A 14,057-nucleotide genomic window follows, 5' to 3' on the forward strand; every position below is an offset into this window, starting at 1 on the left:
CCCCAGATGTATCAGTCGAAATGGCGAATTTTTACCAACCACACAATTCTGATTTTGGGCGCGCTCTTTATGATCATGCCGGTCTGGATTGCCTTTGCGTCATCGACGCATACCCGTGAATTCATTTTCCAGAACGGTCTGCAATTCTGGCCGGGTGGACATATGATCGATAATTACGGGGCAATCCTGTTTGATCCGTCGGCTACAAAGGGCAGGGTCACCGCTCTTGAAATGCTGTTTAACAGCATGGTGCTGGGGCTTGGCTTTGCAATTGGCAAAGTCATTATCTCGATGATGGCGGCCTATGCGATTGTCTATTTCCGATTCAAACTGGCGGTGCCGCTTTTCTGGGTGATCTTTTCGACCCTGTTGCTTCCCCTTGAGGTACGTATTGTGCCCTCATACGAGGTGGTGGCAAACCTTGGCATGTTAAACACCTATACCGGGTTGATCCTGCCGCTGATTGCATCGGCGACCGGGACTTTCTTTTTCCGGCAGTTTTACCGCTCGGTCCCGGATGAACTACTTGAAGCCGCCCGTTTGGACGGGGCAGGGCCCATTCGGTTCTTTATCGATATTCTTGTGCCGCTTTCGGTCACCATGATTGCTGCGATCTTTATCATCATGTTTGTCGTTGGCTGGAACCAGTATCTCTGGCCGCTTCTGATGACCACCGATGATCAGCTTTATACCATCGTGATCGGCATCAAGCAGGTCTATAACTCGCTATATGAAGGCGGACAAATCCCGCAGTTCCCCAAGGCATTTGCCCTGACAATCATGGCTACCATTCCGCCGGTTCTGGTGGTGGTCATCTTCCAGCGCATGTTCATCAAGGGTCTGGTCGAGACAGAGAAATAATTCTGTCTCCCGACACTTGCTGAGCTGACAACAACTGATCCGAATACAGGATACCACGATGGCAACAGTTACCCTTAATCAGGCTGAAAAGACCTATCCGAACGGCTTCAAGGCCATTCATGGCATTGATCTTGCCATTGAAGATGGCGAGTTTACCGTCCTTGTCGGACCGTCCGGATGCGGAAAATCAACCTTGCTGCGCATGATCGCCGGCCTTGAAAGCATTTCAAGCGGTGAAATCAGCATCGATGGCAAGGTCGTCAACAAAGTGGCACCGGCTGATCGCGATATTGCGATGGTGTTTCAGAACTATGCGCTTTATCCGCACATGAACAATTTTGACAATATGGCTTATGGCCTTCGCAATCGCGGCTATAGCAAGGCCGATATCGAAAGCAAGGTTCGCGAAGCAGCCCGAATTCTTCAGCTTGAAGATCACCTTGATCGCAAACCTCGTCAGCTTTCCGGTGGGCAGCGTCAACGCGTAGCCATGGGCCGCGCGATTGTTCGCCAACCCAAAGTCTTCCTGTTTGACGAGCCGCTTTCTAACCTTGATGCCAAGCTGCGCGTTGATATGCGCCTGGAAATCAAGAACCTTCAACAGCGTCTTGGCATTACATCTGTGTATGTCACCCATGACCAGGTCGAAGCCATGACCCTTGCCGATCGTCTGATTGTCATGAACGGCGGCATTGCCGAACAGATCGGAACGCCGATTGACATCTATGAAAAGCCGGCAACCCGGTTCGTGGCAGGGTTCATCGGATCCCCGGCGATGAACTTCCTCGATGGTGTTATTTCCGACGATGGTAAACATGTGACTGTCGGCGACGGAGTGATGCTTGATATCGACCATAACATTGCTGGTGGACGGGCTGTTGTCGCGGGCATTCGCCCGGAACATCTCAGCATCGCGCAAGCCGGGCAGGGAACGATCAATGCAACGGTCCGCATGGTGGAATCCCTTGGGGCAGAAACCCTTGTTTATCTGGATTTCGGAAGCAAAGCCGACAATGTCACGCTTCGCCTACAAGGGACGCACAACTTTTCCAAAAATGATGCCCTTGGTCTAACAGTGCCGGCCGACAAAATTCATCTGTTCGATACGGAAAGTGGCAAGCGTCTTTAATTGCTGTTTACAAGCTGATTTCAGATACCTCCGGCATATATCCTGTGCTGGGGGTATTTTTGTTTCGTCTATCGGTCAATTTGCCCTTGTCTCGCAGGGGGCGAACGGGGTAGTTCGTATCGTCAAAGAACATGGAGATCACCGTGCAGCCAGACACTAAAAAATCCCTGTATGCCGAAGCAGAAAAAGAACTGATCAGCATCACAGAGGGCGAAACGAACGTCACCGCATTGATGGCGACAGTATCGTGCATCCTGTCGGAGAAGTTTGATTATTACTTCTGGACCGGCTTTTACGTGGTTGATCCCAAAAAGGAAAATGAACTGGTCGTCGGCCCGTATCAGGGCACGCTGGGCTGCTTGCGCATTCCATTCGGTCGTGGCGTTTGCGGCACAGCTGCTGCCACCCGCGAGACCCAGCTTGTTGCCGATGTCCACGCATTTCCGGGGCATATCGCGTGCGACAGCCGTTCCAATTCCGAAATCGTCGTTCCGGTCATCAATCGTGATGGACAGTTGATTGCGGTGCTTGACGTCGATAGTGTCGAGTATGGCTCGTTTGATGAAACGGATCGCGTTTCACTTGAAACTTTAATGCAGCGCATTTTTGCGCAATGATAATTCACAAGTCCTGATCATTCGGGACAGCGGACAACACAAACTTGGAAGATAACCCATGGCTGGTAGTGTCAATAAAGTCATTCTCGTCGGGAACCTCGGGCGCGATCCTGAAATCCGGTTCACCCAGGCCGGTAAGAAAATCGCCAATTTCAGCATTGCGACCTCCGAACAGTGGCGCGACCGTCAGTCTGGAGAGCGCCGCGAGCGTACCGAATGGCATCGCATCGTAGTCTTCAACGAAGGCCTTGCAGACGTTGTCGAGCGCTTCGTCAAAAAAGGCAGCAAGCTTTATATCGAAGGCCAGCTGCGTACCCGCAAATGGCAGGGACAGGACGGCAAGGACAACTATACGACCGAAGTCGTGCTTGAAGGCTTTAACTCCAACCTGACCATGCTTGATAACCGCGGCGAAGGTGGCGGCGGCATGGGTGGCGGTTCATCATCCGGCGGCGGTTATGGCGGTTCTGACAATGGCGGCTTCGGCGGCGGTTCTGACGCGGGCTGGGGTAACGGCGGATCGTCGAGCGGCGGTTCCGCACCGGCCGGCGCACCGGACCTGGATGACGAAATTCCGTTCTAAGAATTCATCACTGACATGATCTTCAAAACACCCCGGAACAAAGCTGTTTCGGGGTGTTTTCATAAAGCAGTAAGTTCAGTCCGTACGCTGTCTCTATTGACGGTCCTTTTTGTGACATGATCGATAGTGACTTTCGTGCAAAGATGAATTTAATCAGGCAACCAGACCTGTGTGGCAGGTTTGGAAACTCAATGGTTCATGTGTTCCTACGCGTTGCCAAGCATTGCTTGATCGTGCTATCGCGTTAAAAATAAAATAGAAACCCGGATATTTGCTGGCAACGGCAATCATTTCAGAAGGCAAGTAGATCCGATTTGGTAGGCCCAGTTTTTGGAACCCCGCGCATGGGGCAAAGCTATGTTGTTCAGGACTGCTCCTATGCCGTTATTCGAAATGGCGAGGGCAAGGTTGCTGTTGCGCGCACACCCAAGGGGATCGTCCTTCTGGGGGGCGGGGTTGAGCCGGGTGAAAGCGAACAGGATGCCCTTTATCGCGAAGCCTATGAAGAGTCCGGATATCGCATCCGGATTATTTCCCGTCTGGGATTTGCATCACAATATGTGAACAATTTCGCCAAAGGCAGATACCGCCTTAAACGCGGCACCTTTTTTGAATGCGAATTGACAGAAAAACTCGGCCCGCCGCTTGAAGACGACCACGAACTGATCTGGATGCCGTATCAGAAAGCCCATGAAAGTCTAATCAGACCATTTCATCGCTGGGCACTGGAATTTGTCAGCTCTGCTAGCCGCAGCACTTCTTGAACTTTTTCCCCGATCCGCACGGGCAGGGATCATTACGGCCGGCTTTGCCGCCTTTACCGGTGGCAACTGCACTTGTGCCCTGGGTGGCAATAGCTGCCGACTGGTTTTCTGATGGAAAGACGCCGTCAACATAGAACCACTTGCCGTCACGTCGGACGAAATTTGACCGTTCATGCAACTGATATATTTGTCCGTTTTCAATGAAGCTTGCGACAAATTCGACTATCCCCGTCTGATCGAGGAGGCCGCCCTTTGCGCGGTCGATGATTTCAAGTCCGGTCCACTGGGTTTGATCATCCCTGATCCCATCGGCATCGAAATCCGCCCGTTTTTCCGGGGCAAGGGTTGCCGCAAGGTAGTCACCATTGCGAACCACAAATGCACTATAACGTGATCGCATCAGCTTTTCGGCTGTTTCCGGCATGCTGTCGCCCGCATGGAACCGGCCACAACAATCGCCATAGGTTTCCCGATTGCCGCAGGGGCACGGATTTGTCGATGGAAAAGCAGACATACGATATTCCCGGTAATCAAGCATGGTGCGCGACCCTATATCAGGCGGTTCGCGGATACCAGTTCCTTTGATTTCGACGGTTACCTTTTGGTCACCTTGGAACCGTGTATTTGGCTAAGGGTCATCAGTGACACCGAATTTGGACAGCTTGCCTTTGTTTCGCCTCATATCGATTTTACCGTGAATTATTGGCATTCCGAGTACCCGACAGGGTTTGTCGGCTATCGATCGTAAAATGCTGATATTGGATGATTAATATAACTGAAATACTGGTCAGAAGTTCTTGACTGATTTGGTCAGGTTTAGATATATTAAGAATTGCGGGTGGGGGCCCAAAGGCACCGCCGGATCAAAGTCCGGCCTATTGGCGGACATGTAACTTGTCGATTTGCTTCATGTAAGGATGAGACACCATGAATGAACTTCTTATTAGCGTCTGCTGTCCTCTTCCATAGGCACCTATGGAATGAAATTGCGACCGGACTTGCGATATCTCCCATTAAACTCCGGTCGTCCAAGTGAATAAATTCACAACCGACAGTGTTTGCGCGTCATCTAATCTTTGACGGACTCCGTATTCAATACAGATGTCGACGCGTAAACCTCTCAGGAGGACATAGAATGAGCGCCATTAAATTACCAGCCGTTCCCCAGGATGAGGGATTTTCGGGTTATCTCCGCGAAGTTTGGAAGTTTCCGATGCTTACCGCGGACGAAGAATACATGCTGGCCCATCGTTATCAGGATCATGATGACACCGCGGCCGCCCACAAACTTGTGACCAGCCACTTGCGTCTTGTTGCCAAAATTGCGTTCGGGTATCGCGGCTATGGCTTGCCGATGGCCGACCTGGTTGCCGAAGGCAATACCGGCCTGATGCGTGCCGTCCAGAAATTTGATCCGGAACGCGGTTTCCGTCTGTCGACCTATGCGATGTGGTGGATCCGTGCTGCGGTAACCGAATATATTCTGCAAAGCTGGTCCATGGTCAAACTCGGCACCATGGCCGCGCAGAAGAAACTGTTCTTCAGCCTGCGCAAGGCAAAACGTCAGCTCAATATCTATGACAATGGCGAATTGTCCCCCGATGAGGCTGATCAGGTTGCCGAAAAGCTTGGCGTAACCGGCCGTGAAGCACTTGAAATGAACCGTCGCCTAGCGGCACGTGATTTCTCGCTGAATACGCCGATGCCAAAAGACGAGGGGATGGAATATCTCGATACCCTGTCATCGGATGCACCAAGCCCGGAAGCAATCGTTGCCGATGCCGAGGAACGTGTTCTTCATAACGGCATGCTGAAAAACGCACTTGGTGAATTGCCTGAACGCGAACAGGAAATCATCAAGGCCCGTTTCCTGAGCGATGATCCGATAACGCTTGAGAAACTTGGTGAACGTTTTGGGGTCAGCCGCGAACGTGTCCGTCAGTTGGAAGCCCGTGCTTTCAAAAAGCTGCAGGAAAGCGTTCTGATGCAGCATGCACAAGCCTGATCGGGCGGGAAGCAAACAATCAAAAGGCGGCACCTTGATGTGCCGCCTTTTTTGTATCTGCCAGCAGCCCCGTTTCGGGACTTGGGGACTTGGGGACCTGGGGTCTCGGGAACTTTGGCAGTTAACGGCCTTCAAGGACCGCACGGGATTTCGCGATCACGTCGACGGTTTTGCTCCACAAACCGTATTTCGTGACATCGCCAACCTTGACCCATTTTGCATCGGCCGCATCCCCCCCCAGACTGATGTCGGGGTTAAGGGCAACCGCAACGAAATCAATCAGGGTATAGTGATATTCCACCTTGTCGTCTTCGGTTCGTGAAATCAGATCAACCGTATCGACCAGGATCGGACTTGAAATTTTAACACCGGTTTCTTCCATGACCTCGCGGCATACTGCGTCGCGAACGGTTTCGCCGATCTCTTGCGCGCCGCCGGGAATGCTCCAGCTGCCGATATTGGGTTCCTTGCCACGCTGAATAAGCAGGACATGATCCTGATGCCAGACAACCGCACCAACACCGATCATCGGCCGCGGTAAAAACGTTCTTTCGTCAAGCTCGGAAATCGTCATCATCTTCTTCCAAATCATCGTCCGGATCAGGGACTTCGTGAACTACCTGACCGGTCATTTCGCGCGCACGAATGCCGGTTGTACCGAGAAACTGGTCTTCGGATTCCGGATGCAAAGACATCACGAAATCCAGCGCAGGCGCGTCGCCAAGGGCGAATTGCCGTGCGGTTTCATAATCCGGGGCCCGGACCTTGGCCGTTTTCACCCCGACCGAGCCATCATTGTCGTAAATATATTCGACTATCCAGACCTTCAAAACGTCTCCACCACGGTTCTGTTTGCCTATTTGCGGTTTGTTTGGTTGCGCCGCAAACTTGAATACTGCTATCACTTCAAGGAACGGGGAAACCCGATCCGATGTCGCAGCAATGCCATATTCTTACTTACAAATACTAAATACCAAAGGCTATTCTTACCAATAGCTGTCTGGTTGCGGCACTTCAGCACAGGTGATCAATGAACGCCAAGCGCGACGACACAAATGATACGGAAAATCAGGGTTCCGGTCATGTTCTTCCCAGCCCGGGCTTTTTCGCCCGGATGCGGGCATATTTTCTGACAGGTATTCTTGTAAGCGCGCCGCTTGCAATCACGTTCGGTCTGGCCTGGTGGTTTATCGAGTTTGTCGATAGCAAAGTCATCCCACTAATCCCGTCACACTACAATCCCGAAACATATCTGCCGGCGGGCTATCAGGATTACGGCATTCCCGGCCTCGGACTTCTGGTCGTTCTGGTCTTCATTACCATTGTCGGCTGGTTTACGACCAACTTTGCCGGCCGCGCACTGATCAAGCTTTACGAGCGCATTCTCGGCCGCATTCCGGCCGTGCGCAGCATCTATAGCGCGGTAAAACAGATTCTTGAAACCGTGTTGGCCAACCAGTCCAATGCGTTCCGGCAGGCGGTGTTGCTGGAATATCCGCGTCGCGGGATGTGGGCGATCGGCTTTATTACCGGCCAGACCAAGGGCGAGGTGCAAAACCTTACCGAAGACACGGTCATCAACATTTTCTTGCCGACGACCCCGAACCCGACATCGGGCTTTTTGTTGTTCGTGCCGCGTCGCGATATCATCATTCTCGACATGACGGTGGAAGAGGCGATCAAAATGGTCATGTCCGGGGGTATCGTTACCCCGCCGGACCGCCGTCCGCCCGAAGAACAAAGCCAGCCAAAGGTCGCGGCAAAGACCTATGAAGATGTGGATGTGCTTCGTGAAAAGGAAAATGTACCGATTTTGGTTTCGCGCGATATTCCCGCGCGCATCGATCCGGATGCGGATACATCCCCAAAGGATGGTAAAACACGCGAAGACGCATAGCCTGTTAAAGCTTGCAGCACAAATCAAAGGGCGCCAGATATCGGGCGCCCTTTGTCATTTCTAGCCCGACCGGAAATAGCGTACGGCCTCGTCACGTTCAAACAGATACAGCAACAAGCGCAACGCTTCGCCGCGCGCCTTTTGCAAATCCGGATCGCGATCAACAATCAGCCTTGCATCATCGCGTGCAATCGCCAGCAAATCCCCATGAAGCTCCAGATTTGCCAGGCGGTATTCCTGAAGACCGCTTTGCCGCGTCCCCAGAACCTCGCCGGCGCCGCGTAATTTCAAATCTTCCTCGGCAATTACAAAGCCGTCTTCGGTTTCGCGCATGATTTTAAGGCGTGATTTCGACACCTGACCAAGCGGACTGCCATATAGCAGCAAACAGGTGGATGCTGCATCACCACGCCCGATGCGGCCACGCAGCTGATGGAGCTGTGCCAGACCAAAACGTTCTGAATGCTCGATCACCATGATGGTTGCCTCGGGGACGTTCACCCCGACTTCGATAACCGTTGTCGCAACCAGGATGGACGTCTCGCCATGGGCAAAACGCTCCATGACCTCGTCCTTTTCCTTGCCCTTCATCTTGCCATGAACAAGGCCGACACGGCTTTCACCAAAAAGCTCCACCAACACACGATAGCGTTCTTCCGCTGCTTGCAGATCCAGCACTTCTGAATCCTCCACCAGCGGACACACCCAATAGATCTTTGTGCCGGTACGGATCGCGCGCCCAATGCCGGACATCACATCATCGACCTTGTCGATCGGAAGCACGCGTGTATCCACCGGCTTGCGACCGGGTGGTTTTTCGTCTAGACGCGAAACTTCCATATCGCCGAACGCGGTCAGGGTCAGTGTCCTTGGGATCGGGGTTGCCGTCATCACCAGCACATCCACGGCCTGACCTTTGCCCGCCAGCATCAATCGTTGATGCACACCAAACCGGTGCTGTTCGTCGACCACGGCAAAGGCAAGGTCCCTGAACACCACGTCATCCTGAAACAGTGCATGTGTTCCGACCGCAATCTGGACTTCGCCACTTGCGAAACCTTCCAGCGATGCCTTGCGGGATTTTCCCTTGTCCCGTCCGGTCAGGATTGCGCAACTGACCCCGATCTTTTCAAGCAAGGGGGCAATCGTTTCAAAATGTTGCCGGGCCAGAATTTCAGTCGGGGCCATCAATGCTGCCTGACGCCCGCATTCGACCGCATTCAGCATCGCCATCAGGGCAACCACTGTCTTGCCCGAACCAACATCCCCCTGCAAAAGACGCAACATGCGACCTTCGCTTGCCATATCGGCATAGATGTCCGTTAACGCGCGTTGCTGCGCGCCTGTCATGGCAAAGGGCAGGTGGCCCGCCAACGCATCACGAAGCCCGCCATCCCCCTTGGTCACACGTCCGCCAAGCTTGCGCATCTTGGCGCGAATAAGTGCAAGGGCCAGCTGATTTGCCAGCAATTCATCATAGGCCAGTCGTTTGCGCGCCGGATGATCGGGCGACAGATCTGTGTCATCTTGCGGATTATGAACAATATTCAGGGCCGTTTTAAGGTCCGGCCATTTATGGCGCGCAACAAGTGCCGGATCATGCCATTCCGGCAATTCGGGCAGGGTGCCAAGTGCTGCGCGTGCGGCTTTTGTCAATGTTTTGCCGGTAACGCCAGCAGACATCGGATAGACCGGCTCAACCGTTTGAATTTCGTCACGTTCGGCCTCTGTCCCGATCCGGTCGGGATGCGTGATCTGATATTCGCCGCGATAATGATCAATCTTTCCCGACACAATACGTTTTTCGCCCACTGGCAAAACGTCATTCAGGTATTTTGCGCGTGCATTGAAAAACGCCAGAACAAGCGTGCCGCTTTGAGTTTTGCAAATCACACGGTAAGGACGGCGGCGGTTGGGCGAAGGATCATGTCGCTCGACCCAGACATCCATTGTTACGACCGACCCGTCAATTGTTTCGCTTAACGGCGGGGACAAGCGGCGATCAATGATCCCGGATGGCAAGTGCCATAGTAGATCGGCTACATGTTCTCCGCCAATCAACCGGGCAACAAGCGGCTTTAACCGTGGACCAATGCCCGGCAGGGTGTCGATTTCAGCAAAAAGCGGGAACAGAATTTCCGGGCGCATGACGGTTTTGGTTGCAACTTTTGATGAGAACGTTAATAGAACAATTGCGTTTATGGCACGGGTATACAACAAAATTATCGCGGGACAACCGGCAAGTCACCAATTGATGCAAAATCAGGTGATCGGCACCATGGACCCGGATCGTATTTTACCGTAAAAGCCATGCCACAGAATTGCAGACAGCCGGCCCTCCCGCCGGGCGGCTATCAAAGAGTTAAATCAGGAGATCGACCATGACTGACAACATTTCGGAACTCGAAATGCGTCGCAAGAAACTGTTGTTCCGGGGTGGCCATCGCGGCACCAAGGAAAACGATATCCTGATGGGGCGTTTCATGGAAAAACACCTGAGCACCCTGACCGAAGAACAGCTTGATACGTTCGAGGCACTGATCAACGAAGTACCGGATGCAGATTTCTTCAAATGGGCAACCGGCAAGGAACAAGCGCCAGCCCAATATGACACGGATGTTCTGCGGATGATCCGGGAACTTAGCAACGCCTGATAAAGCATTGAGTAAAATCAAAGAAATCATATCGACCAAAGGTCGGAAACGTGTTGGTGGTGTCCCGGAAGGGGCCGACGCCCTGATCCTGCGTGAGTTGCTTGACGCTGCCGGAACCAACCAGACGGTTCTTCATATTGCGCGCGATGACAAACGCATGTCGCAATTGGCAGAGGCGCTTCGGTTTTTTGCCGGCGAAGTAGACACATTGACGCTTCCGGCCTGGGATTGCCTTCCCTATGACCGGGTATCCCCGATCGCGGAAGTAACCGCACGGCGTATCGAGACCCTGACCACCCTGGCAGAGGGCACAAAGCCGGCCGCCGGGCAGGGTCGCATTGTGCTTACAACCGCGGCCGCCGCCATCCAGCGTGTCCCGCGGCTTGAAGTAATGCGCAAGGGTAAACTCGCCTTCAAGGCCGGATCGGAATATGACCGGTCTGAACTGACCGCCTATTTCGAACGCATGGGATATAACCGCGCCGAGCAGGTGATGGAACCGGGCGACTATGCCGTGCGCGGCGACATTGTCGATATCTTTGCACCGGGCATGAAAGAACCTGTGCGCCTTGATTTCTTTGGGGATGAAATTGAAAGCATCCGCCGCTTTGACGTTGAAACACAGCGCACCGTTGGCAAGGTCAAGGAAATCGCCCTGTTGCCGGTGGGCGAGGTATTCCTTGATCCCGACAGCATTTCACGGTTCCGAAGCGGTTATCGCGAATTGTTCGGCGCGGTTTCGCAAACCGATCCGCTATACGAGTCAATTTCAAACGGCCTGAAATATGGTGGCATGGAACACTGGTTGCCACTGTTCCATGACGGGCTTGATACGATCTTTGCCTATCTGCCAGACACCATCGTCACACTGGATTACCAGTATGGCGAGGTCATCGAGAACCGCCTTGAAATGATTGACGATTATTATCAGGCACGTCTGAATATCAAAGGCGGCGGTCTTTCGGGTGATAATGTCTATAAGCCGGTTCCAACCGAACGGCTTTATCTTGATCAGGCCGAATTTGACCGCATGCTGGCAGATCGCGTCGTTCTTGAATATTCGCCATATTATGACGATGAAAACCCGGAGCGCGGCATCTTTGACCTTGGTGCACGGGCGGGGCGTGATTTTGGTGACGTGCGTGCGCGTGCTGATACCAACCTTTATGACGAACTACGCGATTTCATCACGACCCAGCGCGGCAAGGAAAATCAGGTTGTCATTGCGGCCTATTCCGACGGATCACGTGATCGGATGGTATCGCTTCTGCGCGAACATGGGGTTGGCAAGGTTGTCACATGTGAATGCTGGGAAGATATCACTGTTGATTTGACCCATGAACATGTTGCGGTCGTCATCCTTGATATTGAACGCGGTTTCCGTCGTCAGGGCCTGTGGTTTGTAACCGAACAGGATATCCTCGGGGATCGAATGAGCCGTCCGGGCGGTCGTCGCCGCAAGGCGGACAACTTCCTGCGCGAAGCATCCGAAATCTCCGAAGGCGATCTTGTTGTTCACCTTGAACACGGTATCGGGCGTTATCTTGGCCTTAAAACCGTGACAGCGGGTGGCGCACCGCATGATTGTCTTGAGCTTGAATATGATGGCGGCGACAAGCTGTTTGTCCCGGTCGAGAATATAGAAGTCCTGTCGCGTTACGGCTCGGACGAAGGCATATCAATCCTTGATAAACTGGGCGGTGTTGCCTGGCAGGCCCGCAAGGCCAAACTGCGCGAACGTATCCGCGACATGGCCGGCAAGCTGATCAAGGTTGCCGCCGAACGGCATCTGCGCAAAGGTGCGCAATTGCAGGCACCCGAAGGAAGTTACGACGAATTCTGCGCAAGCTTCCCGTTCGCCGAAACCGAAGACCAGGCACGTGCCATCCGCGATACACTTGATGACCTTGCCGCTGGCAAGCCGATGGACCGCCTTGTCTGTGGCGATGTCGGATTTGGCAAAACCGAGGTTGCCATGCGTGCTGCCTTTGCCGCGGTGATGTCTGGTAAACAGGTCGCCATTGTCGCACCGACCACCTTGTTGTGCCGCCAGCATTACCTGAATTTCAAGCAACGCTTTGACGGGCTTCCGGTTCGGGTCGAACAGCTTTCGCGCCTGGTCACCGGCAAGAATGCCAAACTGGTCAAAGACAACCTTGAAAGCGGCCATGTTGATATCGTCTGTGGCACCCACGCGTTGTTGGGCAATGGCGTGCATTTCAAGGATCTGGGCCTTCTGATCATTGATGAAGAACAGCATTTCGGTGTGAAACACAAGGAACGCCTGAAAGAACTGAAATCAGACGTGCATGTTCTGACCCTTACCGCGACACCGATCCCGCGGACGCTGCAATTGGCGCTGACCGGGGTCAAAGAACTGTCGATTATCGCCACGCCGCCGGTCGACCGCCTGGCGGTTCGTACATACATTACGCCCTATGACCCGGTGGTTGTTCGCGAGGCCATCCTTCGCGAACGTCATCGTGGTGGTCAGATTTTCTATGTCTGTCCGCGCGTGAACGAACTTGGCCGGGTAGCCAAGGAACTCGAAAACCTGGTGCCGGAAATCAAGTTCGATGTTGCCCACGGTCAGATGGGCGCCCGCGATCTTGAACAGGTGATGACTGATTTCACCGATCGCAAATTTGATCTTTTGCTTGCGACCAACATCATTGAATCGGGTATCGACGTTCCCAACGCCAATACCATGATCATCCATCGTGCGGATATGTTTGGTCTGGCACAGCTTTATCAGTTGCGCGGGCGGATTGGCCGTTCAAAACAGCGTGCCTATGCCTATCTCACGCTTCCGAACGGCAAGAAGCTGACAGCAACGGCGCTAAAACGTCTTGAAGTCATGCAAACGCTCGACAGCCTTGGCGCCGGGTTCAACCTTGCCAGCCATGACCTTGACATTCGCGGGGCAGGGAACCTGCTTGGCGAAGAACAATCCGGTCATATCAAGGAAGTCGGGATCGAGCTGTATCAGCAAATGATCGAAGAAGCCGTGGCCGAGGCCAAGGGCGAAATTGATGCTTCCGAAGATGCAAGCTTTGTCCCGCAGATCAATATCGGTATGCCGGTTCTGATCCCGGATCGCTACGTGCCTGATCTTGGCGTGCGATTGGGTCTTTATCGCCGGATTTCCGAATTGCGATCACGCGAAGAAGTCGACCAGTTCGCGGCCGAGATGATCGACCGGTTTGGCAAATTGCCCAAAGAAGTCGAGAACCTTCTGGATGTTGTCACGATCAAGCAATGGTGCCGTGTCGCCAATATCGAAAAGCTTGATGCGGGCCCCAAAGGCGCACTAATCACGTTGCGCAATAACGAATTCCCCAACCCGGCCGGATTGATCGGCTTTATCCAGCAGCAGGTCGGCGTTGCCCGCCTGCGTCCTGACCACAAGATTGTCTATTCAGCTGGCTGGGATGGACCGACAGATCGACTGGAAGGCCTTAAAAGGCTGATGAAGCGGCTTTCCGATATTGCAGTCGCAACTTAAAGAAAAGGCGGGTAACAAACTGTTATCCCGCCTTTTTTTGAT

13 protein-coding genes are annotated in these 14,057 nt (G+C 53.2%); 9 read left to right on the plus strand and 4 right to left on the minus strand.

From position 1 onward, the window contains the following. Positions 1 to 6 precede the first annotated feature (6 nt). From ugpE to CU041_RS06555, 5 genes are all read left to right on the plus strand, one after another. Complete coding sequence (gene ugpE / locus CU041_RS06535; RefSeq protein WP_101246201.1) at positions 7 to 861, plus strand: sn-glycerol-3-phosphate ABC transporter permease UgpE; 855 nt, start codon at positions 7 to 9, stop codon at positions 859 to 861. Between the two features lie 58 nt (positions 862 to 919). Further along, entirely contained in the window at positions 920 to 1,990 is a 1,071-nt protein-coding gene (locus tag CU041_RS06540; RefSeq protein ID WP_101246202.1) for a sn-glycerol-3-phosphate import ATP-binding protein UgpC, read from the plus strand. A 143-nt stretch (positions 1,991 to 2,133) separates the two neighbouring features. After that, positions 2,134 to 2,607 carry a GAF domain-containing protein gene (locus CU041_RS06545; RefSeq protein ID WP_101246450.1) on the plus strand — a complete coding sequence of 158 codons (474 nt, stop codon included), beginning with the start codon at positions 2,134 to 2,136 and terminating at the stop codon, positions 2,605 to 2,607. 58 nt (positions 2,608 to 2,665) lie between these two features. Continuing rightward, the gene (gene ssb, locus CU041_RS06550) at positions 2,666 to 3,190 is read left to right on the plus strand and encodes a single-stranded DNA-binding protein (RefSeq protein ID WP_101246203.1); all 525 of its coding nucleotides are present in this window, start codon (positions 2,666 to 2,668) and stop codon (positions 3,188 to 3,190) included. A 344-nt stretch (positions 3,191 to 3,534) separates the two neighbouring features. After that, positions 3,535 to 3,954, plus strand: coding sequence for an NUDIX domain-containing protein (locus tag CU041_RS06555; RefSeq protein ID WP_228195463.1), 420 nt, complete (start codon positions 3,535 to 3,537; stop codon positions 3,952 to 3,954). Here CU041_RS06555 and CU041_RS06560 read toward each other — a convergent pair. Next, complete coding sequence (locus CU041_RS06560; RefSeq protein ID WP_101246451.1) at positions 3,935 to 4,468, minus strand: YchJ family protein; 534 nt, start codon at positions 4,466 to 4,468, stop codon at positions 3,935 to 3,937. The genes CU041_RS06555 and CU041_RS06560 overlap by 20 nt on opposite strands. Positions 4,469 to 5,089: 621 nt before the next feature. On the opposite strand from CU041_RS06560, the gene rpoH reads away from it, so the two are divergent. Further along, a complete protein-coding gene (gene rpoH, locus CU041_RS06565; protein WP_068519083.1) occupies positions 5,090 to 5,959 on the plus strand; it encodes an RNA polymerase sigma factor RpoH in 870 nt (289 codons plus the stop codon). A 121-nt stretch (positions 5,960 to 6,080) separates the two neighbouring features. Here the strand turns inward: rpoH and CU041_RS06570 are convergent, their stop codons facing one another. Continuing rightward, positions 6,081 to 6,533, minus strand: a complete 453-nt coding sequence (locus CU041_RS06570; protein WP_068519082.1) for an NUDIX hydrolase — start codon at positions 6,531 to 6,533, stop codon at positions 6,081 to 6,083. Continuing rightward, the gene (locus CU041_RS06575) at positions 6,514 to 6,789 is read right to left on the minus strand and encodes a hypothetical protein (protein ID WP_101246452.1); all 276 of its coding nucleotides are present in this window, start codon (positions 6,787 to 6,789) and stop codon (positions 6,514 to 6,516) included. Before CU041_RS06575 ends, CU041_RS06570 begins: the two co-directional genes overlap by 20 nt. A gap of 200 nt (positions 6,790 to 6,989) precedes the next feature. On the opposite strand from CU041_RS06575, the gene CU041_RS06580 reads away from it, so the two are divergent. Further along, on the plus strand, positions 6,990 to 7,856 hold the full coding sequence (locus CU041_RS06580) for a DUF502 domain-containing protein (RefSeq protein WP_068519080.1): 867 nt from the start codon (positions 6,990 to 6,992) through the stop codon (positions 7,854 to 7,856). Between the two features lie 60 nt (positions 7,857 to 7,916). On the opposite strand, the gene recG is transcribed toward CU041_RS06580, so the two are convergent. Next, complete coding sequence (gene recG, locus CU041_RS06585; protein WP_101246205.1) at positions 7,917 to 10,004, minus strand: ATP-dependent DNA helicase RecG; 2,088 nt, start codon at positions 10,002 to 10,004, stop codon at positions 7,917 to 7,919. 233 nt (positions 10,005 to 10,237) lie between these two features. Here recG and CU041_RS06590 point away from each other — a divergent pair, with 233 nt between their 5' ends. Both CU041_RS06590 and mfd read left to right on the plus strand, forming a co-directional pair. Next, a complete protein-coding gene (locus CU041_RS06590) occupies positions 10,238 to 10,510 on the plus strand; it encodes an FAD assembly factor SdhE (protein WP_068519078.1) in 273 nt (90 codons plus the stop codon). Between the two features lie 7 nt (positions 10,511 to 10,517). Beyond that, the gene (gene mfd, locus CU041_RS06595) at positions 10,518 to 14,015 is read left to right on the plus strand and encodes a transcription-repair coupling factor (protein WP_101246206.1); all 3,498 of its coding nucleotides are present in this window, start codon (positions 10,518 to 10,520) and stop codon (positions 14,013 to 14,015) included. Positions 14,016 to 14,057 lie beyond the last annotated feature (42 nt).

It is taken from the genome of Thalassospira povalilytica (assembly GCF_002844235.1).
In the GTDB taxonomy this organism is placed as follows: domain Bacteria; phylum Pseudomonadota; class Alphaproteobacteria; order Rhodospirillales; family Thalassospiraceae; genus Thalassospira; species Thalassospira povalilytica.

What these genes read in the sequence shown, in the direction of transcription:
- ugpE (WP_101246201.1), top strand. Translation starts at nt 7, where the DNA reads ATGTATCAGTCGAAATGGCGAATTTTTACCAACCACACAATTCTGATT.
- CU041_RS06540 (WP_101246202.1), top strand. Translation starts at nt 920, where the DNA reads ATGGCAACAGTTACCCTTAATCAGGCTGAAAAGACCTATCCGAACGGC.
- ssb (WP_101246203.1), top strand. Translation starts at nt 2,666, where the DNA reads ATGGCTGGTAGTGTCAATAAAGTCATTCTCGTCGGGAACCTCGGGCGC.
- CU041_RS06555 (WP_228195463.1), top strand. Translation starts at nt 3,535, where the DNA reads ATGGGGCAAAGCTATGTTGTTCAGGACTGCTCCTATGCCGTTATTCGA.
- CU041_RS06560 (WP_101246451.1), bottom strand. Translation starts at nt 4,468, where the DNA reads ATGTCTGCTTTTCCATCGACAAATCCGTGCCCCTGCGGCAATCGGGAA.
- rpoH (WP_068519083.1), top strand. Translation starts at nt 5,090, where the DNA reads ATGAGCGCCATTAAATTACCAGCCGTTCCCCAGGATGAGGGATTTTCG.
- CU041_RS06570 (WP_068519082.1), bottom strand. Translation starts at nt 6,533, where the DNA reads ATGACGATTTCCGAGCTTGACGAAAGAACGTTTTTACCGCGGCCGATG.
- CU041_RS06580 (WP_068519080.1), top strand. Translation starts at nt 6,990, where the DNA reads ATGAACGCCAAGCGCGACGACACAAATGATACGGAAAATCAGGGTTCC.
- recG (WP_101246205.1), bottom strand. Translation starts at nt 10,004, where the DNA reads ATGCGCCCGGAAATTCTGTTCCCGCTTTTTGCTGAAATCGACACCCTG.
- CU041_RS06590 (WP_068519078.1), top strand. Translation starts at nt 10,238, where the DNA reads ATGACTGACAACATTTCGGAACTCGAAATGCGTCGCAAGAAACTGTTG.